The following is a 25,575-nucleotide window of genomic DNA, read 5'->3' as shown; positions in this document are numbered from 1 at the left end:
CTGTGACGCTGAACGGCTGTGACGTCGAACGGCTGTGACGTCGGTCCGGCCCGTGCGGTTGCTCAGAACAGCACGGGGTCGTCGAATCCGGGTGCGTGTTCGAGGGCGAGTAGTTCGCGTTTGGTGAGGGTGCCGCTGCCCGCGGAGAATCCGCCGACCTTGTTTCCGGCGGCGAGGACGCGGTGGCAGGGGACGACGATCGGCAAGGGGTTGCGTCCGAGTGCCTGGCCGACGGCCTGCGCGGCGCCGGGTTTGCCGAGTGCCGCAGCCACCTCCCCGTAGGTGAGGGTGTCGCCCGGGTCGATGGCCCGGGCGATCTCGTATACGTGACAATCGAACTCGGGGACTCCCTCGAAGTCGAGGTCGATCCAGCGCAGGTCGTCGAGTGCGCCGCCGAGGTGTTCCCGAATGGCGTCCAACGCCTGCTGTACCGGTGTGGGCGGTGAGTGCTCCACCGCACCCGGGAAACAGTGTTCGACGCGGGCCCGTGTCGCCTCGGGTGAACCCTCCGACAGTTGCACACCGACGATCCCGGCGGCCCGCCAGGCAATGGCGCACGTGCCGAGTGCCGTGTCGAACAGGCAGAATCCTGTGGTCACCAACCCAGTATGCGCCCCACATCCGACGTTTACCGTCTGTTGGCCACGGTTGGACATCCTCGAGGATCCACCACCGAGGAGATGTCCCGTGCACCTGTCGCGCCGTACCCTGCTCCGCGCCACCGCTCTCGGAGTACTCGCTGTTCCCGCCACCGGGTGTTCCGGCTCGGCCGGTTCGAGTCCCACCCTCCTACGCCCCCGGCCCGCGCTGACCCATGGAGTTGCCTCCGGCGATGTGCGCGCCGACGGCGCAGTGATCTGGGCGAGGTCCGACCGGCCGGCGACGATGATCGTCGAGACGGCGGCCACCGAGTCGTTCACCGACCCGGTGCGATTCGAGGATGGACTGCTCACCCCGGACACGGACGGCACCGGACGGTTGCGGGTGACCGGACTACCCGCCGGGCAGCAGGTGCACTACCGGGTGACCCTCGAAGGTGACGACGGCGCCATATCGGAGGCGGTGACGGGTGTCTTCCGCACCGCACCGAGCACCGCGGGCGACATCCGGCTGCAGTGGTCCGGAGACACGGTGGGTCAGGGTTACGGAATCAACCCCGACCTCGGCGGTATGCGGATATTCGAAACGATGGCCGCACGCGACCCGCATCTGTTCCTCCACTCCGGTGACGTCGTCTACGCCGACGGACCCCTGAAGGAGTCGGTTGCGCTGCCGGACGGCCGTATCTGGCGGAACACGGTGACCGAGGCCAAGAGTGCGCTCGCGCAGACATTGGACCAGTACCGCGGTCAGTACGCCTACAGCCTCAGCGACCAGCACTACAGAACCTTCAATTCCTCTGTCGCACAGATCGTTCAGTGGGACGACCACGAAACGGTCAACAACTGGTATCCCGGCGAACTCCTCAGCGCCGAGGCCTACTCGGAGAAGAGCGTCGACGTTCTGGCGCAGCGGGCATTCCAGGCGTTCCACGAGTGGCTTCCGATCGAGCCCACTGAGGCGGTCGACGGGCGCGTGTACCGCAAGATCGGCTACGGACCTCTTCTCGACGTCTTCGTGCTCGACCTGCGCACCTACAAGGATGCGAACGGTGTCAATACCGGCCCGGCCGGACAGATCCTCGGCGCAGCACAGAAGGACTGGCTGATTCGCGAACTCGGTGCGTCGACGGCGACCTGGAAGATCATCGCCAACGACCTTCCGCTCGGGGTGGTGGTACCGGACGGCGACACCGCGTTCGAGGGCATCGCCAACCGGGATCCGGGACCACCGTCGGGCCGTGAATCCGAGATCGCGCAGGTACTGTCCGCGATCAAGGCGGGCGGCGTCACGGGAACGGTCTGGCTCACCGCGGACGTGCACTACACCGCCGCGCACCGGTACTCGCCGGACCGTGCCGCGTACAAGGATTTCGACGAGTTCTGGGAGTTCGTGTCGGGCCCGCTCAACGCCGGTGGTTTCGGCCCCAACGACCTCGATCCGACGTTCGGTCCCGAGGCTGTGTTCGTCCACGCACCCCCTGCCCCGAATTCCTCACCCCTCGACGGATACCAGCATTTCGGGGAGGTCTTCATCGACGGGGAGACGTCCGAGTTGCGGGTCGACCTGCTCGACGCGGCCGGGACGGTGCTGTTCAGTCAGGTGCTGGCGCCTCCTGCTCGGTGACATCGCGGGAATCCGCAAGGCTCCCTGAACTACCGTCGGTGCTCATCGGGCGAGCAGTCCAGTCGGCAGATTCTGGACTGCTCGGTGGATCGGCGAATATGCCACCGAGAGGTGCGCCCAGGCGAAACTGCTCCACGCGAAACAGGCCTTCACCTCCTTCTTTGGGGCCGTATCGGGCGACGGCCGCGGCCAGGAGGATGATGCAGGCGAGGGTGAGGAGTGTCGTCATGGGGTCAACTCTGCGCCCGACTGGCTTGGGATCGAATAGCCACAGGGCCGATACTGGACTGCATGATGACCCGTGTACTCGGTGCGCGTTCGCTGGCGAGGGACCTCGGCAACTGGCAGGACGACAGCACCCGTCGTTCGGCGGTCCGCCCGGCATACCGGGCGCTCGCCGACAGCATCCGGCTGCTCGTGCACGACGGCCGCGTCCCCCTGGGTGTGGCACTTCCCAGCGAACGCGAACTGGCGTCGGTGCTGGAACTGAGTCGCACGACGATCACGTCGTCGTATTCGGTGCTGCGCGACGAGGGGTACCTGATCAGCCGACAGGGATCGCGGAGCACGGTGGCGTTGCCCCCCGGATCCCGCCAGAACGGCCTCATGTTCCGCGCGCATCAGCCGGGGCCGGAGGGTGCGATGATCGATCTCAGTTATGCGGCGATGGCAGCGCCGGGAGAGGCGGTCGAGAATGCGTACTCCTCTGCCTTGCAGTCTCTTCCGCAGTTCCTTCCGACGCACGGCATGGAACCGGTGGGCATCGGCGCCTTGCGCGACGTGATCGCCGCCCGCTATCGGGCCCGCGGACTCGACACGACACCCGAACAGATCATGGTCACCTCGGGCGCGCAGCACGCCCTGCGACTGCTGCTGAACGTGCTGACCGCGCCGGGGGAGCGGGTGCTGGTGGACCATCCCACCTATCCCAATGCGCTGGAGGCGATCCGGAGAGTGGGGGCGCGGCCGGTGCCCGTTCCCGTCCGTCCCGAGGGAGGCGGTTCCGCGGCCTGGGACCTCGACGGAATCCGGAGCGCCGCACGGCAGACCGCGGCGCGAATGGCGTATCTGATTCCCGACTTCCACAACCCCACCGGTCTGTGCCTCGACGGACCCGGCAGAGCGGAACTCGCGAAGATCGCCCGTGAGACGCGGATGACGCTGATCGTCGACGAGACAATGGTCGACCTGTGGCTCGACGAGCCGTCGCCGGGGCCGGTCGCCGCGTACGGCCGGGGAACGGCGAAAACGGAAGTGGTGACCATCGGGTCGACGGCCAAGTCGTTCTGGGGCGGGCTGCGGGTCGGGTGGATACGCGCCGATCCGTCGTTGATCTCACGGCTCGTCGGCGCCCGCGCAGCGGTCGACCTGGGCACACCGGTGATGGACCAGCTGGCGGCCGCACACCTGCTCACCGACGACGACGCGGTGCTCACCCGCAGGCGTGACGAGCTGCGCGAGCAGCGCAGTGCCATGCTCGACGCCCTGGCCGATCGACTTCCCGACTGGGTCCCGACCATAGGCGCCGGCGGCATGTCGCTGTGGCTGCGGCTTCCGGCTCCGGTGTCGACCGCGCTGGCCGCGACGGCGCCCCACTTCGGCGTGCTGCTCGCCGCTGGACCACGGTTCGGCGTGGAGGGCGCCTTCGAGCGATTCATCCGATTGCCGTACGCCCGGACACCCGATCAATTGCGACGGGGCGTCGACGGCATCGCCGCCGCGTACGCCACCCTGGCCGTCGGACCGGAGCTGGCCGAACCGTCCCTGGTCGTCTGAGAGGGAGTGGCAGAGGACGTGGAAACGTACTCTGCCACTGCGCTCAGGTCCAGACGGTGTCGATGTCGACGCCCTCGCGTGCCGGCGGGGTGGGGGCGCCGGCGGGGGTGCGGGAGAAGCGGGGGGCCGGGGCGTGCTGGGTGACGCCGTCGAGTTCGATCAGTGAGCCGCGGGCGGCGATGTGTTCATTGGACGGCGCCTCCGAGAAGGTGAGGACCGGGGACACACACGCGTCGGTGCCGAGGAAGATCGCGGCCCACTCGTCGCGGGTCTTCGACAGGAACTTCTCGGCGAAGACCTTCTTCATCTGCGGCCACGCGGACACGTCCATCTGGTGCGGCAGGTCCGCGGCGTCGAGTTCGAGTCCCTGCAGCAACAGGGCGTAGAACTGCGGCTCGATCGATCCCACGGCCATGTACTTGCCGTCGGCCGTCTCGTAGGTGTCGTAGAACGGCGCGCCGGTGTCGAGGAGGTTGACGCCCCGCTCGTCCGACCAGACGCCGCGGCCACGGAACGCCCACATCATGTGCGACAGCGCCAGGGCGCCGTCCACCATCGCGGTATCGACCACCTGACCCTTGCCGGAGGTCTGGCGTTCCACCAGCGCGGACAGGATGCCGAAGATGAGGAACATGGAGCCGCCGCCGAAGTCGCCGACCATGTTCAGCGGGGGAACCGGGCGCTCACCCTTACGCCCGATGGCGTGGAGGACACCCGTGAGGGAGATGTAGTTGATGTCGTGGCCGGCGGCATTGGCCAGCGGGCCTTCCTGTCCCCAGCCGGTCATCCGGCCGTAGACCAACCGCGGGTTGCGCTCGAGGCAGACGTCGGGGCCCAGGCCCATGCGTTCGGTGACGCCGGGGCGGAAGCCCTCGATGATGACGTCGGCGCGCTCGATCAGCTCCAGCACCTTCTCGACCTGCGCGGGATCTTTGAGGTTGGCTTCGACGACGCGACGTCCGCGCTGAATCTGGTCGTAGGGTCCGTCCTGCGGGATCACGCCGGGGCGCTGGACGCAGACGACGTCCGCACCGAGATCGGCGAGCAGGGTGGCCGCGTGGGGGCCGGGTCCCAGACCTGCGAATTCGACGATGCGAATGCCCGCGAGCGGGCCCTTCTTCTCTGTAACGGGAGCAGACACTCGAGTTCCTCATTCCGATGCGGGACAACCTGTCGAATCGACGTTAACTTGTCGGGTGAGGAAGCTGTGCCGCGGGTCACGACACGGCCGTCGTGTAACTCCGCTCCCTTGCCCCGCGGTGGGTGGGCGGCGCAAAGTTGATGCATGAGTTTTCCGGGTGAGCTCGTCAGTTTCGTTCCCAGCACCGACCTCGACGTCTCCCAGATGTTCTACGTGGACACCCTCGGGCTCGAGCTCGACTCCCGCGACGAATTCGCGCTCGCCCTGAACTGCAACGGGTCACTGCTGCGGGTCACGCTGGTCCAGTCGCGTGCCGACACCGGATACACGGTGCTGGGATGGAAGGTCCCCGATCTCGACGGTGTGGTCGACGCACTCCGGACCAAAGGGATCTCGTTCACCGAGTATCCCGGCATGGACCAGGACGAGCACGCCGCCTGGACCGCGCCGGACGGCATCCGCGTGGCATGGTTCCGGGACCCGCACGGGAACGTCCTATCGTTGTTCGAGTACCCGAACCCGTGAGTACCCGAACCTGTGAGTACCCGGACCTCAGGCGTCGAGGTCGGCGCCGCCACGTCCGGCCACCAGCGCCTCGGTGGCATCCCACAACCTGGCCGCGAGTTCGGGGTTCCGTGCATCCTTGCTCGGCTGAACTACCTTGCAGGCCTTGACGTAGGCGCCGGTGAACTTGCCCGCCTCGGCGGCCGTGGCGGTCCACACGATCGTCTTCGCGCCCTTCTCGACATCGGCCATGAACGGAGTGAGCAGGGTTCCGATCACCTGGTAGCCGAACGGAAGGTCGCGGCCGAGGGTGGTGCCCTTGACGAAGCCTGGATCCGCGCAGTTCACCACCAGCCGTGCCGGGTCGAAGCGCCGCGCCAATTCCCGACTGAACAGGGTGAGTGCGAGCTTGGAATTGTTATATACGCGTTGGCCGCGGAACTTGCCGTTCGAGGCCTGCAGGTCGTCGAAGTCGAGGTGCCCACCGCGATGCCCCGACGAGCTGACGTTGACGATGCGCGCGGGGTGGCGGAAGCCGGCGGCATCCGTGGTGGCGGCCTGCGCCATGGCGTCGGCCAGGGCGGTGCCGAGTACGAACGGTGCGAGGTAATTCACCGCGAAGGTCGACTCGATGCCGTCCGGGGTGAGGCGACGCTCTCCCACATCGATTCCCGCATTGTTGATCAACACGTCGATGCGGAGGAATCGATGCCGGAGTTCCTCGGCCAGATTCCGCACCTGTACCAGGGAGGACAGATCGGCCGTTGCCGAACTCAACTGGCCAGGGTCGTATACCGACGACAACTCGGCGATCGTCTCGTCGACCTTCGCCCGGTCGCGGCCGACCAGCACGACCGTCGCACCGCGGGCCGCCAACTGGCGGCACGTCTCCGCGCCCAGTCCGGACGTGGCGCCGGTGACCACCGTGGTGAGTCCTGCGAGATCGTCGTGTTCGATCATGTTCACCTCCGGTACCGCGGAGAACAGGTGTGCGAGTGTGCGGGTGTTTCAGAGTAGGGCACACCGCAGGGCCTGCGAGGGTGAAACCGCAGGGCCTGCGGGGTTGAAACCGCAGGCCCTGCGCGACTCGCGACGACGTTCCGGAAGTGGACTAGCGCCGGTGTTCGTAGCCGAGCCAGGCGCGACGACGCTCGCCGAGCGGATCGTTCTCGACCCGACTTCTCTCGTCGATGATGAGGGTTTCCCTGTTCTCCCGCGAGTAGGTGGGCCAGCCGGGCGCCGGCGTGCCGTGCCGTGCGAAATGCAGCCAGTGCGACTGCACCGTGTCGGTGACGGTGCGTAGCGCTTTCCACCCACCGAGTGCGGTGAGTGCCCGCGCCCAGGGTCCGGTCAGCCCGAACACCGCGTACATCTCCGTGGCGTGCGTGGCACCGAGCCCGGCGAGGCGGAGGAGGCGGGGAGCGAAGTCGTATCGGTAACTGTACGTGGGGGCTACGGCGGCATGACCCTCTGCGCAGAGTAGGGATGGTTCCCAGAACGTGACGTCACCGCCGAGGTCCGCGGCAGCACGCCGACCGGGATAGCCGGGGTACGCGGAGATCGCCCGCTTCTTCACGGACTCGTCCACATGCGAGAACATTTTCTCGATGCGGGTGGCGTCGGTGGGCAGGATATCGAGGAACCGCGGGAACACCCGGCCCTCGTACTGGTTGGTGCCGATGATCAAGGGAACCGGGTGACCGGAACCGGATGCGAAGGTATCGAGCGGGTGAGCGGGAAGCACGAAGCCGTCTACTACCGGCGCGAACACTCGTGTTCCGGGCTCCTCGTCGGCGCCGCGATCCGCCAAAGTGGTTCCCACCTCGACGAAGTCGGAGGACTTCGCTGTCTGCAGCCAGGTGGCGGCCTCGGGAAGGGGCACTCCCGCGATCTCGACGAATTCGCGTGCCCACCGTGCCGCCCGCTCGGGATGATATGCCGACGCCGCCGGCGGACTCTGTGCGATGGCCTTGCTGAACAGTCCTTTCGCGGCGGGTGTGCCCATCAGGGTGGTGACGGCGTTGGCGCCGGCCGACTCACCGAAGATCGTGACGTTGTCGGGGTCGCCGCCGAACTCGGCGATGTTGCGTTGCACCCACTCGAGCGCAGCCATTTGATCGCGGAGGCCGAGATTCGAGTCGAAAGGCCGCTCCGGCGTAGAGAATTGGCTGAAATCAACGTATCCCAGGGCGCCGAGCCGGTAGTTGATGGACACATAGACGATGTCGCCGCGCCGTACCAGCGAGTGGCCACCGTACAGCGAGGACGAAGAGCTTCCCCCCGAGTACGCGCCTCCGTGGATGAACACCATCACCGGGCGCGGTGTCGCGGACGGCTCCGCGGGAGCCACCACGTTGAGAGTCAGGCAGTCTTCGTCGCACGGCCCGCTACCTTGGGGCGCGCTTGCCCCATAGTGGAAGGCTCGCCGGACATCCGACCACGGCTGGGCCGGTTGCGGGGCACGTAACCGTAACGGGCCCACCGGGGGAGCCGCGTACGGGATTCCGCGCCAGGTGATCAGGTCGTCGAGTCGACGCCCTCCGACGGCGCCGCTCTCGGTGTGGACTTCGAGTGGACTCACAGGCCCTGCCCGTAGTAGCCCTCGTACCCTTCCCACGCCAGTCGACGTTCCCTGCGCGGATCGTCCTGGACTGTGGTGACGGTGTCGAACACGAGCGTTGCCCTCCGATCGGTGTCGTATCTCGGCCACGCAGCCGAAGGTGTTCCGTGCGTGGCGAACTGCAACCAGTTCCTTTGCACCGTATCGGTCACGTCTTTCAGGCCGCGTCGGCCCCCCGCCAACGTGAGCGCGCGACCGAAACGAGTGTCGGCGACACCGAAGACGGCGAGTAATTCGAATCCGTGGGTGGCGTCGAGTCCGAGCCATGTCATGATTCGCGGAGCGAAGTCGAACCGATAACTGTACGTCGGTGCGTAGGCGCAATGCGCCTGGGCCAGTTCCACCGACGGCTTCCAGAACGTCAGGTCACCACCGAGGTCCACCGCGGCGTCGGGGGCTGGATAGCCCGGATAGGCTGCGGTGACCCGGGCTTGTGCCGCCGGGTCGGTGAGCTCGAACATCCGGCCGATCCGCGCAGGATCGGTGGGCAGGGCGTCCAGGACCTTCGGGAACAGTGTGCCCTCACGGCTGTTGGTGCCGATGATCAGCGGGACACGGTGCGCGGAGCCGTCGGAGAACGCGTCGAGCGGTGGCTTCGGAAGAAAGTCCCCGTCGATCACGGGACCGAACGGGTGAAGCCCGGGAGTTTCCACCAGAACCTTGGCACCCAACCGGTTTCCCGATCGACCGAGCGCTCCGACGGGTGAGGTACTCAAGGCCTCGGCCGCGTTCTCCGGTTCGGCGCCCAGGAGTTTCACGTAGTCGGCGGCCCACCCGGCGGCCCGCTCGGCCGTCGTGACGAGACCGGGCGCCGAGCTCTCGGCGATCGCACGAGCGAACAGGCCGCGAGCGGAAGGCGTGGTCATCAAGGTGGTGACGGCGTTTCCGCCCGCGGACTCACCGAACAGGGTGACATTGTCGGGGTCGCCACCGAATCCGGCGATGTTGCGTTGCACCCACTCGAGTGCCGCCACCTGGTCGCGGAGCCCGAGGTTGGAATCGAATGGCCGCTCGGGGGTGGAGAACTGGGTGAAATCGAGGTAGCCGAGCGAACCGAGCCGGTAGTTGATCGACACGTAGACGATATCGCCGCGGCGTACCAGTGATTGACCGCCGTACAGTGCGGTCGCGGACATGCCCAGTGTGTATGCGCCGCCGTGGACGAACACCATCACCGGGCGGGGCTTGCCGGAGGTGCCGGGCCTGGCCTGAACATTGAGGGTCAGACAATTCTCACTGCTCGGCTGGTACTTGCCCGGCCGCAGCACCGTGAACTTCTTGTGCTGCACTGCCGCGTCCCCGAACTCGGTGGCATCGAGTTCCCCGCTCCACGGGGTGACCGGCTGGGGCGCCCGCAGTCGCAGCGGACCTACCGGCGGGGCAGCATAGGGAATCCCGCGCCAGGCCACGAGGTCGTCGAGCCGCCGGCCGCGCACCATCCCGTCGGTCGTCTTCACCACTGTGTCGGTCGTCGCTGCCCTGTCGGTCGCGACTGTGCCTGTCGTGCGAATGTCGGACGCCATGTCGGCGACTATACGTAGACCTCCTGAGAAACCGATTTGAACGGCGTTCTCGCAGCCGGGACCGCTCAGCGCCGTGCCTCGAGCAGCCGCAGCCACACCTCGCTCACCGTCGGGTAGGACGGCACCGCATGCCACAGGGCGTCCAGCGGCACCCTTCCCACGACGGCGACCGTCGCGGCATGCACCAGTTCGGCGACGTCCGTGCCGGCGAAAGTCGCACCTAACAGGGTGTCGGTGCCTCGGTCGACGACAAGTTTCGCGTGGCCGCCGAAATCGTCGCGAGAGAGGGACGAGCCCGCGACGGCGATGTCGACTTCCACCGTCTCGACGTCCACGCCTGCGTCGCGGGCCTCCTTCTCGGTGATCCCCACAGCAGCGACCTCGGGGTCCGAGAACACCACTTGGGGAACCTGACCGTGATCGGCGGACGCAATGTAGCGGGAACCGTCGAGCGGTCTTCCCTCCGCACGCGCCGCGATCACGTCACCACAGACCCGCGCCTGATATTTGCCCATGTGAGTGAGCAATGCCCGCCCGTTGACGTCGCCGACGGCGTACAACCATCCGTCCGGTGTCGTCATGTGGTCGTCGGTGGGAAGGTAACCGCGCGCGTCGAGCAGTCGCGGGTCGACCCCCAACCCCGAAGTCGCAGGGGTGCGGCCGGTCGCGACCACGATTTCGTCGACCTCGAACGGGTCCTGCCCGGCCACGTCGAGCGTGGCGGGGCCGCCGTGGATCCGGCCGACACCGGTGTCCTGCGCATCGCGCCGCTCCACACCGCGGAGGTCGGCGCCGAAGAGGAGTCGAGCGCCCTTCTTTTCGAGTCCCTCGGCCACCAGCTTCCCGGCGAACGGCTCGTTCTTCGCGAGTAGCCCTCGGCCTCGCACCACCATGGTGAGTTCCTCGACACCGAGGTCGAGCAGCCACGACGCGCTCTCGCAGGCTACGACGCCGCCGCCGATCACCGCGACCCGGCGCGGAACCTCCCGCAGATTGGTGGCATCCCGCGAGGCCCACGGCAAGGCTGCGCGGAGCCCGGGTGTGTCTGGAATCGCTGCCGTGGTTCCCGTCGCCACGACGACGGCGTGCCGGGCGCGGATACGGCGGGAGCCGCCCACCGTCACCGTCCGCTCGCCGGTCAAGCACGCCGAGCCGCGGATCACCTCGATTCCCTGCGCATCGGCCCACATCACCTGCGACGAGTCGTCGTGGTTGTTGGTGAACGAGTCCCGCCGGGCGAGAACGGCCTGCGGATCGAGGGCTCCGGCGGATATACCGGCCATGTTGCGTGCGGCCCCCAGGACCTCCCCGGGACGCAGCAACGCCTTGCTCGGCATACAGGCCCAGTACGAACACTCGCCGCCGACGAGTTCGTGCTCGATCAGTGCGGCGGTGCGCTCGCTGCCCGCGATGGCATAGCTCGCCGCGTTCTCACCCGCGGGGCCGCCTCCGATCACGATGACGTCGTACTCTTCCGCGTCGTCCACCGAGTCAGTCATGTCTGTCACGGTAGGCCGATCGAGGGTCGGCTGTCAGAACTTCGAGCACGCCTGCGGTGAGTGTGCCCGCAAGTATCGTGACCGGATGATGCGCAACAAGATCTTGATCACCGGAGCCAGCTCGGGCCTGGGCGAGGAAATGGCCCGCCGATTCGCCGCCCAGGGGCGAGACCTCGCGCTCTGCGCGCGGCGCGGTGCCCGCCTCGAAGCCTTACGCGACGAACTGAGGTCAGCGCATCCCGGAGTGACCGTTGCGATCCGCGCACTCGACGTCACCGATCACGAAGCGGTGGTACGCGTCTTCGGGGAGTTACGCGACGAGCTGGGTGGTCTCGACCGGGTGATCGTCAACGCCGGACTCGGCAAGGGGGCCAGGATCGGGACGGGCCGTGCCGACGCCAATCTCGCCACCGCCCGCACCAACTTCGTCGGCGCGCTGTCGCAGTGCGAGGCCGCCCTCCAGATATTTCGGGAACAGAATTTCGGTCATCTCGTGCTCGTGTCGTCGATCAGTGCCGATCGCGGTCTGCCCGGTCCGAAGGCGGCCTATTCGGCCAGCAAGGCCGGCGTCTCCGCGCTCGGGGAGGCGTTGACGGCAGAACTGGTGAAGAGTCCCATCGCGGTGACCACACTGTTGCCCGGATACGTCGCTACCGAGATGTCGGGCAAGGCCGGTGACAGCGACTCGATGACCGCAAGCCTGGACGAGGGCGTCACCGCGATGGTCGACGCGATCGACAAGGAATCCCGCCGGGTGGCGTTGCCCGGCACCAAGTGGAAAGCAATCGACGTGGCGCTGAGGTTCCTTCCGCATGCATGGACATCACGGTTCGTGTAGGACTGAGCTGTGCCGGCCAGTGACGACGAGCGTGAGGTGTCCACAGTGACGACAACCCAGGAATCTTCGTCTCTCGGCTTGCAGCGCTCGCGGCCGCGGGTGGTGATCGTCGGCGGCGGATTCGGTGGCGTGTACGCCGCCAAGCGGTTCCGGGGTGTGGACGTCGACGTCACTCTGCTCGATCGGGGAACCAGCCACGTCTTCCAGCCGCTGCTGTATCAGTGCGCCACGGGGCTCCTGTCCGAAGGGGAAATCACCACACCGTTGCGGCACCTGCTCCGCGGCTACAGCAACATTCACGTCGCCCTCGGGGAAGCGCAGTCGATCGACACCGACGAAAAGGTCTTGACGGCAAGCAGATTCGACGGCTCCACCTTCGATGTTCCCTATGACTACTTGATCGTCGCTGCCGGGATGCGCCAGGCGTATCACGGTCACGACGAGTACATCCAGTGGGCGCCCGGCATGAAGACTCTCGACGACGCCCTCGCGATCCGGCGAAAGCTCATCTCGGCCTTCGAAATGGCCGAGTCGCTTCCCACCCCCGAAGAGCGGAAGCCGTGGCTGACCTTCGCCGTCGCCGGCGGTGGGCCCACCGGGGTCGAACTGGCCGGGCAGATCAGGGAACTCGCACTGCGTGCCCTCGCTCACGAATTCCAGTCCATCGATCCCGGTGAGGCGCGGGTACTGCTCCTGCACGGCGGCGACCGGGTGTTGCCGTCGTTCAACCGCAAGCTGTCGGCGGCAGCGCAGGCCACACTCGACAAGATCGGTGTCGAAACACATCTCGGCGTGCATGTGACGGATGTGTCGGCGACGAGCGTCGAGACGACGTCCAAGGACGGGGCGAAGACCAAGAACCGGTTCGACGCGCGGACCATCCTGTGGACGGCCGGCGTCGAGGCGGTCCCGTTCGCCTCCGTACTCGCACAGGCGCTCGGCGTGAAGCAGGCCGCGGGTGGTCGCATCGAGGTGAATCCCGACCTCAGCGTGCCGGGTCATCCCAACGTCTGGGTGGTCGGCGACATGATGGCGCTGAAAGAACTTCCCGGTGTGGCCGAGGTGGCGATGCAGGGTGGCAGGCACGCCGCCGGGTGCATTGCCCGCACCGTCGAGCGTGGAGAACCCGACCGTAAACCGTTCAAATACCGCGATCTCGGCAGCGCGGCGTACATCGCCCGCAGGCACGCGCTCGTTCAGGCGGGGCCTATCCAGATGTCCGGTGCTGTCGGGTGGGTGTCGTGGGGAGTCATCCACATCGCCTTCCTCGCGGGCTACCGCAACAGGTTCGGCACGTTGCTGAACTGGGCGGCCACGCTCGCGTCGGGGGCGCGGCGGGAGCGGGCCATCACCTACGGCGATCCGCAGTCGGCGCGTCAGCCTTACGACGCCTGACCGTCGACTTTCCGGGACGTCACCAGCCGTGGGCCTGGAGTTCGTGCCGGCTCAGCACATTCTCGGCACGTTCACGGAGAGCGGTGTGACTTCGGACATCGAGTGATTCCAGGGCGAGGGTGTAGCGCCCGTCGAACCTGCTCAGGTAAGCCGACATCCTCGTGCGGCTGGAGACGATGCCGGGGTGCACGGCCCGCGTGGCGATACCCGTTGTGCGGTGTCCACCCAGGACACCGAGTGCGTCGGGAAGCGGCCCGATGTTCGAGCACAGAACGTCCCGCTCACCGGGGTTGCCTGTCAGCGCGTGGGCGAGCCGGTCGGGGATCAGTTGCAGCATTTCTTCCGGGAAACCTGCCGGGCTCGTCATCGGTGTCGAGGTGAACGCCGCACGACTCGACGCACGGACGTCGGCGACGGTGTCGCCCGGTGCCACCGCCACCTCGACCATTGCGACCGAGTTCGCGGCCTCGGTGGTGTCGCCGCGGCCGCGCACATCCATCGGCACGCTGATCGTCAGAGGCGCCGACTCGTCGTCGCGGCGGGCGATCTCGGCGACCACCGACAGGAACAGGCTGTTCGCCGTCCCGCCGGACTCCTCGGCGGCGATATCCCAGGCGCCCGCGTCCACGTCTACCACCGCGGAAGCGGCCCTACGGTGGAACACCTCGGGGCGCGCCGTGCTGTCGGCGCGTACGAAGTCGCGCAGCTCGGTGCGGCGGTCGGAATCGATCAGCAGGCCGGCAACTGCGCGCACCGTTCCTTCGGTGACCCGTCGGGTCAGAAGGGCCGCGTCCCAGACGTCATCGATCGGTCCACGGTGACGCGGCGCAGCGGAGGGCGGCGTGCCCTGCAACGCGTCCGCGATGGCGGCGGTCAGGCCCCTCGCATCCGCGAGCACGTGTGAACACACCAGCGACAGCACTGTGCCGCCGCCTTCGAGTCGCCCGCAGGCCAGCCGCCACCCGGGGCCCCGTTCGGGGTCGACCGGCAAGGCGGCCTGCTCGTCGGCCCATTCGAGCAACGCCGCGGCAGGGACGGTGGCGTACTCGACGGGGAATGCTTCCGAGCTGGGCGCGAACCGTGGCCGGGCACCAGGGACCCGCGAGCGGATCACCCGCCTACCCAGCGGACCGCGTGACAGCAGGACGCGGAGAGACTCCAGGATTTCCTCGTCGATCCGGCCGTCGGTGCGCCACAGACCCTGCATCACGATCGGCGTTCCCCACCCCCGATGGGTGCGGAGAAACATCTCGTCGACAACGCTCAACCGGGCGCTCACCTGCCGGAGTCTACGACCGCTGGCAACACAGGCGCACGACCTCCTGGACAACCGGCGCATACTGGATTTGCAGCACAGTGAAGGAACTGCACACGGAGCACGCCATGGTCAGTGTCGAGAAGTGGAAGGTCTGGGGTTCCGTCGTGGAAGTCGACGTCACCGAGGGTGCTGCACTGCCCGAGGCGACCGCGCTGATCGCAGGTGTCATCGAGGAAACCGAGGCGGTGTGCGACCTTCAGCGCGGGGATGCCGAGATTCACGCCGTGAACCTGTCGCAAGGCGCACCGGTGAAGGTGAGCCGGCGGATGTCGGCGCTGCTTCGTTCCGCGTTGTGGGCGGCGCGGATGACCGATGGTGTGGTCGACCCGCTCGCCTCCGAAATGGCGGACGACACCCTCATTCCAACCGTGCATCCGGCACCGAGTTTCCGTGACATCCAGATCGACGACGACGTGGTGTTCGCGCCGTGGGGCGCATCCTTGGACATCACCGACACCGCGAAGGCCGATACGGTCGATCGTGCGGCGGCGCTCGTCGCGCGCGAACTCGAGTGCGGCGCAGCGGTGCGTATCGGCGACGTGATCGCTACGGCGGGTCACTGCCCGGCCGGCGGTTGGCAGATTTCGGTGCCCGGAAACGGAGACGTCGAACTGGTGAACGGAACGGCGATGGCGACAGCATTCGCGCCGCCCGTCAGCGAACCGCCGTCGAAAACCGAATGGGAATCGGTGACGGTGATCGCCGACGACGCGCTGTGGGCCTACGCCGCCAGTGTCGCCGCTCTCGCACGGGGCATCGGCGCCATCCGCTGGATCGAACAGCAGGAGCTACGCGCCAGGCTGGCGGATCGCTCGGGCCGCGTCTACACCACCGAGAACTGGTAGGTCAGGCGGGAACTGGTAGGTCAGGCCCGACCGCGCTGACGGCGGTACCAGCGCACCAGGCTGTCCGTCGACGTATCACTCTGCGCGGCAGGTGACTCCGCGGCGGTGAGCACCGGCTGCAATTCGACGGCCTGCGTCTTCCCGAGTTCGACGCCCCACTGATCGAACGAGTCGATGCCCCAGATGACGCCCTCGACGAATACCTGGTGCTCGTACAGTGCGATGAGCTGCCCGATGACGGACGGGGTGAGCTTGGGCGCGAGGATGGTGGTGGACGGCCGGTTTCCGGGCATCACCTTGTGTGGCACCAGGTGCTCCGGGGTTCCCTCCGCCGCGATCTCCTCCGCGGTCTTGCCGAACGCCAGGACCTTGGTCTGGGCGAAGAAGTTGCTCATCAGCAGGTCGTGCATGCTGCCCGTGCCGTCCGCGGTGGGCAGGTCGTCGGTGGGTTCGCCGAAGCCGATGAAGTCGGCGGGAACGAGCCGCGTCCCCTGGTGCAGAAGCTGGTAGAAGGCGTGCTGGCCGTTGGTGCCCGGCTCACCCCAGAAGATCTCCCCGGTGGAGGCGGGAACGGGGGACCCGTCGGCCCGCACCGACTTGCCGTTCGATTCCATCGTCAGCTGCTGCAGGTAAGCCGCAAAGCGCACGAGATCGTTGGAATACGGCAGCACCGCACGGGACTCGGCGCCGAAGAAGTTGGAGTACCAGAGCCCGAGGAGCCCCAGGAGAACCGGCGCGTTCTCCTCCAGTGGCGCCGTCCGGAAATGCTCGTCCACCGCGTGGAACCCGGCGAGGAACTCCGCGAAACGCTCCTTGCCGATCGCGGCCATTACCGACAGTCCGATCGCCGAATCGACCGAGTACCGTCCCCCGACCCAGTCCCAGAATCCGAACATGTTGGCAGTGTCGATACCGAAGTCGGCCACGCGGTCGGCATTGGTCGAGACCGCAACGAAATGTTTTGCCACAGCATCGGTCCCGAGACCCAGTCCGTCGAGAAGCCACCGCTTGGCGGCAGTGGCATTGGTGAGGGTTTCGAGTGTGGAGAATGTCTTGGACGCCACGATGAAGAGCGTCGTGGCCGGATCGAGACCGTGCAACGTGCGCACCAGATCCGACGGGTCGATGTTGGAGATGAACCGCACGCTGATCCCGGCGTCGGCATAGTGCCGCAGAGCCCGGTACACCATCACCGGCCCGAGATCGGACCCGCCGATGCCGATGTTGACGACGGTCGTAATCCGCTCGCCCGTGGCGCCTCGCCATTCCCCGGACCGCAACCGATCGGTGAAATCGCCCATACGATCGAGAACCTCGTGCACGTCCGCCACTACATCCTGGCCGTCAACGGTGAGCGACGCGCCGGCAGGCAACCTGAGAGCGGTGTGGAGGACGGCGCGATCCTCCGACGTGTTGATGTGCTCGCCCGCGAACATCGCGTCCCGGCGCGCTTCCAGGTCTGCGTTGCGCGCCAGATCGAGCAGCGACTCGAGGGTCGCGCGATCGACGCGGTGCTTGCTGTAGTCGATATACAGATCGCCCGCAGACACGGTGAGTTCGTGGCCCCGAGCCGGATCCTGGTCGAAGAGCTCCCGCAGATGAACGGACTGGATTCGGGCGTGATGATCGCGCAATTTCTGCCAGGCAGCGGTTCCGGTGATGTCTGAGCTCACGAGGTTCGAGCTTAGTGCCCGCGCGTCGAAACTTCCGTGTGAAGTCTGGTGCGGCGCATGATGGACCCCATGGATTCCCGCGAACTCATTCGACAAGTTCCGACGACCCTCTTCCTCGGTGGTGAGCAGCGCGACGCCGAAAACGGTGCCACCTTCACCGTCTTCGACCCATCCACCGGTGAGGCCCTCACCGAGGTGGCGGACGCCAGTCCGGCCGACGCGATGAAAGCTCTGGACGCCGCAGTGGCGGTTCAGAGCGAGTGGGCGGCCACGCCGGCCCGCGCCCGCGGTGAATTGCTGCGAGCCGTGTTCGACAGGATCATCGAGCGTGCCGACGACTTCGCCCTGTTGATGACCCTGGAAATGGGCAAGGCCCTACCGGAGAGCAAGGCGGAGGTGAAGTACGGCGCCGAGTTCTTTCGCTGGTTCAGTGAAGAGGCGGTGCGGATCTCCGGCCGCTACACACCCGCGCCCGCCGGCAACGGACGGGTGCTCGTCACCAAGCAGCCGGTCGGTCCGTGTCTCGCGATCACCCCGTGGAACTTCCCTCTCGCGATGGGCACTCGAAAGATCGGTCCTGCGCTGGCCGCGGGCTGCACCATGATCGTCAAGCCTGCCTCCGAGACGCCGCTGACCATGCTGTTGCTGGCCGAGGTCATGGCCGACGCGGGACTGCCGAAGGGTGTCCTGTCCGTACTGCCGACGTCGAAGTCCGGGGAAGTGACGGGACCGTTGCTGGACGATCGGCGCCTGCGCAAGCTCACGTTCACCGGTTCCACCGGGGTCGGGCGCATGCTGATCGAGAAGTCGGCCAAGGGTCTGCTGCGCACGTCGATGGAACTGGGTGGCAACGCGCCCTTCGTGGTCTTCGACGACGCCGACGTCGACGCAGCGGTAGAGGGCGCCGTTCTCGCGAAGATGCGCAACGGGGGCGAAGCGTGCACGGCCGCCAACCGTTTCCACGTCGCGAACAGTGTCCGCGAGGAATTCACCGCCAAGCTCGTCGACAAGATGTCGTCGTACACACTCGGACCGGGGCAGGACCCCGACACCACACTCGGCCCGCTGATCAACGCGGATCAACTCGAGACCGTCAGCGAACTGGTGCAGGACGCCGTCGGCGCGGGAGCCCGCGTCCGGCTGGGCGGTGCGGCGCCGGAAGGATCGGGCTACTTCTATCCGGCCACCGTCCTCGACGACGTCCCACCACAGGCCCGAATCCTGAAAGAGGAAGTGTTCGGCCCTGTTGCCGCGATCAGCGGTTTCGACACCGAAGACGAGGGCATCGCCGCGGCGAACGATACTGAATACGGTCTCGCTGCCTACATCTTCACCAGGGACCTCGACCGTGCGCTTCGCGTCGCCGATCTCCTCGAAACGGGCATGGTGGGCGTCAACCGGGGCGTCATATCGGACACCGCTGCCCCCTTCGGCGGCGTCAAAGCATCAGGCTTCGGGCGCGAAGGGGGCAGTGAAGGTATCGAGGAGTACCTCGAGACCAAGTACGTGGCACTCGAGTCGTAGAGACCGAGGGGCACCGGGTGAGGCGGCCGCTGTCGTGAACCGACGGCGGCCGCGCCTAGCGACTCGGTCGGGGCGACTCGGTGACCGAAGGGGCTCAGTGACCGAAGGGGCTCAGTGACCGAAGGGGCTCAGTGACCGAGGCGGCCGCGCCCGAGGCGCAGCAGGAGCATGGCGAGAGTGTGGCCTTCCTGGCCGAGTTCGTTGAACCGCTCGAGCACCTTCATCTCCCGGCTGTGGACCAGGCGCGGGCCGCCGGATGCCATGCGGGTGGCACCGATGATCTGCGAGACCTCGGACCGGCGCTTGATCGCGGCGAGAATCTCGGCGTCGAGCTTGTCGATCTCCTGGCGGAGAACCTCGATCTCGGCCTCGCTGGTGGGAACAGCGGTGTCCTTGGCGGCTGATGCGACGGTCTGAGTGCTCATTGGTTCGTCTCCCTCTTGTCAGAACGTGGATCGTTGTTTCGGCTCGAGTCGTTACCGATCCAGGCTCGTTTGACGAAAAAAGCCCCGGATCCGGTGTGGACCTCGGGGCTCGTGAGCTGTTCAGTTCACGGGCACCGGAGGCCGGTACCCATAAAAAAATCGCCACTGGGGGCGCGATGGCTGACTGAACACGTGTACCAGTTTGCCACGGGGGTACCACGCAGGCCAAGCGGCTGTGACGCTGTCGGTGGACGCCGGTAGGTTTAGTGGACGATGAACACTATTTCGCGTACTGCTTCGCACACCGGTGCCGTGGCCACGCCGCGCGCATCCACGCCCGCGCGCGCCGGCTCGGACACCCTTCTCGAGGGCCTCAATCCGCAGCAACGCGAGGCTGTCGTGCACGCCGGTTCTCCGCTTCTCATCGTCGCGGGGGCCGGGTCGGGGAAGACGGCAGTGCTCACCCGCCGCATCGCGTACCTGCTCGCGGAACGTGGTGTGATGCCGGGCCAGGTTCTGGCCATCACCTTCACCAACAAGGCAGCGGCGGAGATGCGCGAGCGGGTCGCGCACCTGGTCGGGCCGCGTGCCAACAACATGTGGGTGTCCACGTTCCACTCGAGTTGCGTTCGTATCCTGCGCGCCCAGGCCGCGCTGCTCCCGGGACTCAACTCCAACTTCTCCATCTACGACGCGGACGACTCGCGGCGCTTGTTGACGATGATCTCCAAAGATCTGAACCTCGACACCAAGCGATACACCGCGCGGCTTCTCGCCACCCACATCTCGAATCTGAAAAACGAGCTGGTCGACCCGGAGCAGGCCGCTGCCGACGCCGACAAGGATCCGGCGGAGCTGCCGCGTCTCGTCGCGAAGGTGTACGGCCATTACCAGCAGCGGCTGCGCTCGGCCAACGCCCTCGACTTCGACGACCTGATCGGTGAGACCGTCGCGATGCTCCAGGCGTTCCCGCAGGTCGCTGAGTACTATCGGCGCCGGTTCCGGCATGTGCTGGTCGACGAGTACCAGGACACCAACCACGCGCAGTACATGCTGGTCCGCGAACTGGTGGGCAGCACAACGGCGGACCCGAATGCCGAGCACAGCATCGCTCCTGCCGAACTGTGTGTGGTGGGCGATGCGGATCAGTCGATCTACGCGTTCCGTGGTGCCACCATCCGCAACATCGAAGAGTTCGAGCGCGACTATCCCGACGCCCGCACCATCCTGCTCGAGCAGAACTACCGGTCCACGCAGAACATTCTCTCCGCGGCGAACTCCGTGATCTCCAAGAACACGGGCCGTCGTGAGAAGAGGCTGTGGACCGACTCGGGCGAGGGCGAGCTCATCACCGGCTACGTCGCCGACAACGAGCACGACGAGGCGTCCTTCGTCGCCTCGGAAATCGACAAGCTGGTCGATTCCGGAGAAGCCAAGTTCGCTGATGTCGCGGTGTTCTACCGCACCAACAACTCCTCGCGTGCGCTCGAGGAGATTTTCATCCGCCTCGGTGTTCCGTACAAGGTGGTTGGCGGCGTGCGGTTCTACGAGCGCAAGGAGGTTCGCGACATCGTCGCGTATCTGCGGGTGCTCGCCAACGAGGACGACACTGTCAGTCTGCGTCGCATCCTCAATACCCCGCGCCGTGGCATCGGGGACCGAGCCGAGGCGTGCGTGGCGGTGCATTCCGAGCAACGGGGAATCAGTTTCGCGGAGGCGCTGCGCGATGGCGGCGAGGGCCGGGTGCCGCTGCTGAACACCCGCTCACAAAAGGCCATCGCGTCCTTCCTCGAGTTGATGGACGGATTGCGGATGATGCTGCCGCCCGAGTTCAGCTCGGACGAAGTGGTCCCCGATCAACTGGGCGACATCGGCGACGTCGTCGAGGCAGTGCTCGAGCGGACGGGGTATCGCGCCGAGCTTGCCGCCAGCAGCGACCCACAGGACGGTGCCCGGCTCGACAACCTCAACGAATTGGTGAGTGTTGCACGGGAGTTCAGCTCCGACGCCCGCAATGCTGCCGGGCTGATCGACACCCCCGAGGACGGTGACGTCGACGCGCGCGACGGTGAACCCGACCCCGGGTCCCTGGCCGCCTTCCTCGAGCGAGTGTCGCTGGTGGCCGATTCGGACCAGCTGCCCGACTCCGACGAGGGCGTCGTCACCATGATGACTCTGCACACGGCGAAGGGGCTCGAATTTCCCATCGTGTTCGTCACCGGATGGGAAGACGGTCAGTTCCCGCACATGCGGGCGCTCGGCGACCCCACCGAACTGTCGGAGGAACGCAGGCTGGCCTACGTCGGCATCACCCGTGCACGGAAGCGGCTGTATCTCACCCGCGCAGTCATCCGGTCGGCATGGGGACAACCCATCCAGAACCCGGAGTCACGGTTCCTGCAGGAGATCCCGACCGATCTCGTGAATTGGCGTCGTGAGGACCCGGGAACCGGCATCGGTTCCGGCGGCGCGATCGGTGGCGGCCGCGCCCGAAGCTCCGGCTATGGCGGCCAGGGTTACGGTGGCCACAGTTACGGCGGCAGTGCGTCCGGTACGCCGAGTTTCGGTGCGGCCCGCTCACGCAACAACAACCTGGTCCTCGCCGTCGGCGACCGTGTCACCCACGACAAATACGGTCTCGGCACGGTGCTGGAAACCAAGGGTGCCGGACCGACTGCCACCGTCACGATCGACTTCGGAAGCGCCGGCAAGGTCCGGCTCATGCTGATCGGTGGAGTCCCCATGACCAAGCTGTAGGGCTGGACACAGACGACTGCGGCGCATGCACAGTGCATGCGCCGCAGTCGTCTGTGGTTACGTTCCGAGTGTTTTTCGCTCAGTCCATCTCGGGGCCGAGGCTGATGCCGCGCGAGGCCAGCCACGGCAGGGGATCGACCTTGTTCTCGCCGCCGAGGTGAACCTCGAAGTGCAGGTGCGGGCCGGTGGAGAATCCGCGGTTGCCGACGGTGGCGATCTGGTCACCCGCCATAACCTTCTGGCCCACGGTGACGTTGGAGGTGTTGATGTGCCCGTAAACGGTGACGGTGCCATCGGCGTGCTTCAGGCGGACCCACATGCCGAACCCGGAAGCCGGCCCGGAGTCGATGACCTCGCCGTCGGCCACCGCCACGATGGGGGTGCCGATGGGGGCCGCGATGTCGACGCCCGCGTGGAGCGTGCCCCAGCGCGATCCGAAGTTCGAGGTGAAGGTGCCGATCGTGGGGAGAACGAACAAAGGCCGACGGGCCGCAGCCTCGCGGGCGGCGCGCTCTTCGCTGAAGCGCTGTCCCTTGGCGAGGAGGTTGCTGAACTGGGAGAGGTCGGTGGGATTCGCGACGTTAAGGACCTGGGGGGCGTTCGACTCGGATGCGACGGTGTCGGCGACGGTGGAGAACTGGGCCGCCTGCGGCTCGGCGGTGGTGCCGATGACGCTCGACTCGTCACTGGCGAGGGCGACCTCGGAGTGATCGGTGGAGTTGGACGAAGAGCCGCTGACGGCGGCCTGGCCTGCTGCGACGACGGCGCCCGCTGCGACTGCGAGAACGGCTGCGCGCCCCTTGAGGGCTGAGGGGGGAGTGGGAAGTCGGTGCGCTCCGCGGCGGGAGTGGGAGGGCGTGCCCTCGGGGGACTCGATACCGCTGCGGGGAATGAAGCCGGGGATGTCGAACTCGGAGTCGTAACTGCTCACAGCCTCGACGCGATGATGGCCCGAACGCGGAGCGTCGTGTTGGCCGGAACGCGGAGCGTTGTGCCTGCTGGAGCGGGGAGAATGCGAATCACGGGAGAACATTGTGGAAATCTCAGAACTATCGGTCTCGGTGTAACGCTCGACCGATCGTGGGGGATACGTGGGCGTGACCTCGTCGTTGTGACCAACCGAGAACGAAGGCTCACGTTCCTCGTCAGCGTGGTGATTCACAAAACGGCTGGCCGTGAACTGGCTGCGGTGGTGCATACGCCCGTCCAACCTCCTGCTCGTGACCTGCCTGTGACTTAGACCTTGGCGACGGTAACGAAACGGTTGCGATGCGCGCAACCTGTAACGCGAATGAACAGCTACTTGTGACGGGCATCACAACGTGAGCTGGGGGAATGTGGGCGCGGGTAATCGGTCTCGATTCGATCTCCAGCGGAGAAGCGCGTGTCACACCGGCCGCGGGCCGGGTGCGAGGCGTTAGCGTCGGTCCGTGGCGTCATCAACTCGTTCCGGAGAAGGCCCCCGGGCGCAGCCCGAACGTATTCCCAGAGCTGAGCCCGAACGTATTCCTTCTTCGGGAGGCGGCGCTCGATCCGCCGCGGTCGAGGAGCCGGATCCCGACAGGGCGCGTCGAGGGTGCACGACCGCTGCCGTCCTGGCTTTCGTCGGAGGACTGGGTGTCGCTGCCGCACCCGTCCTGCACGCGGCACGGCCGGCGGTAGGCGCCGCGGAGTTGCCGGGAGTCGGCGCCGCGGCCGTGTGGGCGGCAGTATTCGCCCTCGCAGCGCCGATCGTGGCGATCGCCGCCCTCGCCGCGCGCAGGACGGCATTCGCCGGCGGCCTCCTCGCGGGCGCGGGTGCGGTCTCGATCGGCGCTGCCATCCTGGACGTTCAGCTGTGGACGGACGCAATCGATGCCAACCGACTGGAGCTGTTCCGTCCGCAGACGGCGGCGGAACTCACCGCGGGCACCGGCGCCTACACCCTCGTGGCCGGTCACATCCTGATCGTGCTCGCCGGCCTTCTCGGGATGGTGGCGGTCCACCGCTGCTCCCTCCTCGACGGCTACGGCGATGCGCGCAGTTCCGAACAGGTGGGACGCGCGACCGGAGCGCGAGTCGGTTTCCTCTTGTCCGCGGTGACGGTGGCAGCGGCCCTGGTGCTGGTCGGAGCACTGTTCGCGCCCGCCCTCGTGTCCTCCGATCCCGTCATCCTCGTGCCGGCCGTGGTCGAATCCGATCTCGCGACCTCGATCGGGGCCGCGGCGATGGGCGTCGCCGTCCTGATCGCCATCGCCTCCGCGTTGGCGTCGATCTCCCCGCCCGTGTCGGCGGGAGTCCTGATCGGGTCCGGGCTCGCTGCTCTGGGTGTAGTCGGGACGCGCCTCGTGGCAGGACTGGCCGCGGGCGAACGCATCGGGGTCGGGCCGGGCTCGGTGTGGGGAACCGTCGGGGCCGGCGCGTTGGTGTTCGCGGGGCTGTGTGTCCCCGCGGTCGACCGTGCCCGCGATGATCGCATCCTGCGGGCGCTGGCCGGCGCCGCACCGGATCGGACAGGAACACCAGCAGCGGGGAAGGCGGGGGCCGTCACGCCGTCCGGGAAAGGCGTTGCCAAGGCCGCCGCCCGAGCGGAAGCCGAGGCAGCGCGCGCACGGCTCGCCCGATGGCACCTCGCCGCCGGAACCGCCGGAGCCCTCACCGCGGTCCTCGCCGCGACCGGGGCATTGCTTCCGGTGCTGGACACGCCCGCGTCGTTGGCGCGCCCCGAAGTTCTGGCCACCCGGGTCGTCCTCGTCGCCGCCATCGTTCTCGCCGTCGGAACGATCTGGTTGTTCTTCTCCGAGTTCGCTTCGGCGGTGCGACCCGCGGTCGGAATTCTGTGGGTGACCATTCCCTTTTCCGTCGCGGCGGTGACCCAGTCCGTGGTGCTCGCCACCGATGTACCGGGTATCAGCGCGGGCGCCGGCTCGGTTCTGCTGTGGTGCGCCGCGGTCGCCGCCGCCGTGACCGGGGTGCTCACCTGGTTCGCCGGTTCCGCGGAACGGGAGGAGATCGATACCTCCGAGGAGCGCTCGACCGACCTCGCGGTCCTCGTGGTCGGGGGACTCGGCGCCCTGTTCGCGTTCGTCGGACTGGCACTTCCGCTCTTCTCCGGCACCGATGCTGTGGGCGAGTACTCCGCTGCCGCCACCTTCGCGGAACTTCCCTGGGGGCTCGACGTGTGGGGGCGGGCGTTGCTGGGTGCGACGGTCGTCCTCGCGGTGATCGTGGCCGCGCGTGCGAGGTCTGCCCGGGCATGCGCACTCCTCCTGGGGGCAGGCGTCGCCATGGGGGTGTATCTGCTGTCCTGGCCACTCACCCGAGCGCGGCTGGAAGCCCCGGAAATGGGGGCCGGTGTCATCCCGTCCGCGGTGGGCATAGTGTTGGTTGCGGCTGCCGCGGCCCTCACAGGACGCACCGGAAAACGGTGAGCACCCCGCCGGAAAATCGGTGAGGCGCACCTCAGGGGGGCGTATCGCGTGATGTGGACCACATACCATGCACGCGGGCGCAGACCTGGCCCGGCAACTGG

At 67.1% G+C, this 25,575-nt stretch carries 20 protein-coding genes; 9 read left to right on the top strand and 11 right to left on the bottom strand.

Features of this window, described 5'->3' with window-relative positions:
- Positions 1-62: 62 nt before the first annotated feature.
- Positions 63-656: a methylated-DNA--[protein]-cysteine S-methyltransferase gene (locus ACH49N_RS19420; RefSeq protein ID WP_358273627.1), complete on the bottom strand. Its 594-nt coding sequence runs from the start codon at positions 654-656 to the stop codon at positions 63-65.
- Positions 657-687: 31 nt separating this feature from the next.
- Here ACH49N_RS19420 and ACH49N_RS19415 point away from each other — a divergent pair, with 31 nt between their 5' ends.
- Positions 688-2,226, top strand: a complete 1,539-nt coding sequence (locus tag ACH49N_RS19415) for an alkaline phosphatase D family protein (RefSeq protein ID WP_358273625.1) — start codon at positions 688-690, stop codon at positions 2,224-2,226.
- On the opposite strand, the gene ACH49N_RS19410 is transcribed toward ACH49N_RS19415, so the two are convergent.
- A complete protein-coding gene (locus ACH49N_RS19410) occupies positions 2,195-2,455 on the bottom strand; it encodes a hypothetical protein (RefSeq protein ID WP_250771930.1) in 261 nt (86 codons plus the stop codon). The two genes, ACH49N_RS19415 and ACH49N_RS19410, sit on opposite strands and share 32 nt — an antisense overlap.
- A gap of 62 nt (positions 2,456-2,517) precedes the next feature.
- On the opposite strand from ACH49N_RS19410, the gene ACH49N_RS19405 reads away from it, so the two are divergent.
- A complete protein-coding gene (locus ACH49N_RS19405) occupies positions 2,518-4,002 on the top strand; it encodes a PLP-dependent aminotransferase family protein (protein WP_358273623.1) in 1,485 nt (494 codons plus the stop codon).
- Positions 4,003-4,045: 43 nt separating this feature from the next.
- Here ACH49N_RS19405 and ACH49N_RS19400 read toward each other — a convergent pair whose 3' ends face one another.
- The gene (locus ACH49N_RS19400) at positions 4,046-5,143 is read right to left on the bottom strand and encodes a CaiB/BaiF CoA-transferase family protein (RefSeq protein ID WP_358273621.1); all 1,098 of its coding nucleotides are present in this window, start codon (positions 5,141-5,143) and stop codon (positions 4,046-4,048) included.
- 144 nt (positions 5,144-5,287) lie between these two features.
- On the opposite strand from ACH49N_RS19400, the gene ACH49N_RS19395 reads away from it, so the two are divergent.
- Positions 5,288-5,668, top strand: coding sequence for a VOC family protein (locus ACH49N_RS19395; protein WP_250771919.1), 381 nt, complete (start codon positions 5,288-5,290; stop codon positions 5,666-5,668).
- Between the two features lie 27 nt (positions 5,669-5,695).
- Here ACH49N_RS19395 and ACH49N_RS19390 read toward each other — a convergent pair whose 3' ends face one another.
- From ACH49N_RS19390 to ACH49N_RS19375, 4 genes are all read right to left on the bottom strand, one after another.
- Positions 5,696-6,607: an SDR family oxidoreductase gene (locus ACH49N_RS19390; protein ID WP_358273619.1), complete on the bottom strand. Its 912-nt coding sequence runs from the start codon at positions 6,605-6,607 to the stop codon at positions 5,696-5,698.
- Positions 6,608-6,758: 151 nt separating this feature from the next.
- Complete coding sequence (locus ACH49N_RS19385; protein WP_358273617.1) at positions 6,759-8,228, bottom strand: carboxylesterase/lipase family protein; 1,470 nt, start codon at positions 8,226-8,228, stop codon at positions 6,759-6,761.
- Positions 8,225-9,790 carry a carboxylesterase/lipase family protein gene (locus ACH49N_RS19380; RefSeq protein ID WP_358273615.1) on the bottom strand — a complete coding sequence of 522 codons (1,566 nt, stop codon included), beginning with the start codon at positions 9,788-9,790 and terminating at the stop codon, positions 8,225-8,227. The genes ACH49N_RS19385 and ACH49N_RS19380 overlap by 4 nt, the downstream gene beginning before the upstream one ends.
- Positions 9,791-9,855: 65 nt before the next feature.
- Positions 9,856-11,289 (bottom strand): NAD(P)/FAD-dependent oxidoreductase, encoded by a 1,434-nt coding sequence (locus tag ACH49N_RS19375; RefSeq protein WP_358273613.1) that lies wholly within the window; start codon positions 11,287-11,289, stop codon positions 9,856-9,858.
- Between the two features lie 85 nt (positions 11,290-11,374).
- On the opposite strand from ACH49N_RS19375, the gene ACH49N_RS19370 reads away from it, so the two are divergent.
- Together ACH49N_RS19370 and ACH49N_RS19365 are read left to right on the top strand one after the other, a co-directional pair.
- On the top strand, positions 11,375-12,127 hold the full coding sequence (locus ACH49N_RS19370; RefSeq protein ID WP_358273611.1) for an SDR family oxidoreductase: 753 nt from the start codon (positions 11,375-11,377) through the stop codon (positions 12,125-12,127).
- A 45-nt stretch (positions 12,128-12,172) separates the two neighbouring features.
- Entirely contained in the window at positions 12,173-13,522 is a 1,350-nt protein-coding gene (locus ACH49N_RS19365; protein WP_250771904.1) for an NAD(P)/FAD-dependent oxidoreductase, read from the top strand.
- Between the two features lie 19 nt (positions 13,523-13,541).
- On the opposite strand, the gene ACH49N_RS19360 is transcribed toward ACH49N_RS19365, so the two are convergent.
- The gene (locus ACH49N_RS19360) at positions 13,542-14,801 is read right to left on the bottom strand and encodes a hypothetical protein (RefSeq protein WP_358273609.1); all 1,260 of its coding nucleotides are present in this window, start codon (positions 14,799-14,801) and stop codon (positions 13,542-13,544) included.
- 104 nt (positions 14,802-14,905) lie between these two features.
- Between ACH49N_RS19360 and ACH49N_RS19355 the strand changes: the two genes are divergently transcribed.
- A complete protein-coding gene (locus ACH49N_RS19355) occupies positions 14,906-15,685 on the top strand; it encodes an FAD:protein FMN transferase (protein WP_159924901.1) in 780 nt (259 codons plus the stop codon).
- A 20-nt stretch (positions 15,686-15,705) separates the two neighbouring features.
- On the opposite strand, the gene pgi is transcribed toward ACH49N_RS19355, so the two are convergent.
- Positions 15,706-17,358 carry a glucose-6-phosphate isomerase gene (gene pgi, locus ACH49N_RS19350; RefSeq protein ID WP_159924903.1) on the bottom strand — a complete coding sequence of 551 codons (1,653 nt, stop codon included), beginning with the start codon at positions 17,356-17,358 and terminating at the stop codon, positions 15,706-15,708.
- A gap of 69 nt (positions 17,359-17,427) precedes the next feature.
- Here pgi and ACH49N_RS19345 point away from each other — a divergent pair, with 69 nt between their 5' ends.
- Positions 17,428-18,882, top strand: coding sequence for an NAD-dependent succinate-semialdehyde dehydrogenase (locus tag ACH49N_RS19345; protein WP_250771894.1), 1,455 nt, complete (start codon positions 17,428-17,430; stop codon positions 18,880-18,882).
- A 128-nt stretch (positions 18,883-19,010) separates the two neighbouring features.
- Here the strand turns inward: ACH49N_RS19345 and ACH49N_RS19340 are convergent, their stop codons facing one another.
- Positions 19,011-19,307, bottom strand: coding sequence for a chorismate mutase (locus ACH49N_RS19340; RefSeq protein WP_109332711.1), 297 nt, complete (start codon positions 19,305-19,307; stop codon positions 19,011-19,013).
- Positions 19,308-19,580: 273 nt separating this feature from the next.
- Between ACH49N_RS19340 and pcrA the strand changes: the two genes are divergently transcribed.
- Positions 19,581-22,064 carry a DNA helicase PcrA gene (gene pcrA, locus ACH49N_RS19335; protein WP_358273607.1) on the top strand — a complete coding sequence of 828 codons (2,484 nt, stop codon included), beginning with the start codon at positions 19,581-19,583 and terminating at the stop codon, positions 22,062-22,064.
- Positions 22,065-22,143: 79 nt separating this feature from the next.
- On the opposite strand, the gene ACH49N_RS19330 is transcribed toward pcrA, so the two are convergent.
- Positions 22,144-23,262 (bottom strand): M23 family metallopeptidase, encoded by a 1,119-nt coding sequence (locus ACH49N_RS19330; protein ID WP_159924909.1) that lies wholly within the window; start codon positions 23,260-23,262, stop codon positions 22,144-22,146.
- 232 nt (positions 23,263-23,494) lie between these two features.
- Here ACH49N_RS19330 and ACH49N_RS19325 point away from each other — a divergent pair, with 232 nt between their 5' ends.
- A complete protein-coding gene (locus ACH49N_RS19325) occupies positions 23,495-25,474 on the top strand; it encodes a hypothetical protein (RefSeq protein ID WP_358273605.1) in 1,980 nt (659 codons plus the stop codon).
- Positions 25,475-25,575 lie beyond the last annotated feature (101 nt).

The organism is Rhodococcus sp. NPDC019647, assembly GCF_044389235.1.
Classification (GTDB): Bacteria; Actinomycetota; Actinomycetes; order Mycobacteriales; family Mycobacteriaceae; genus Rhodococcus_F; species Rhodococcus_F oxybenzonivorans.
Note: the sequence above shows the minus strand (reverse complement) of the source record. Positions and strands in the feature narration are given on the sequence as shown.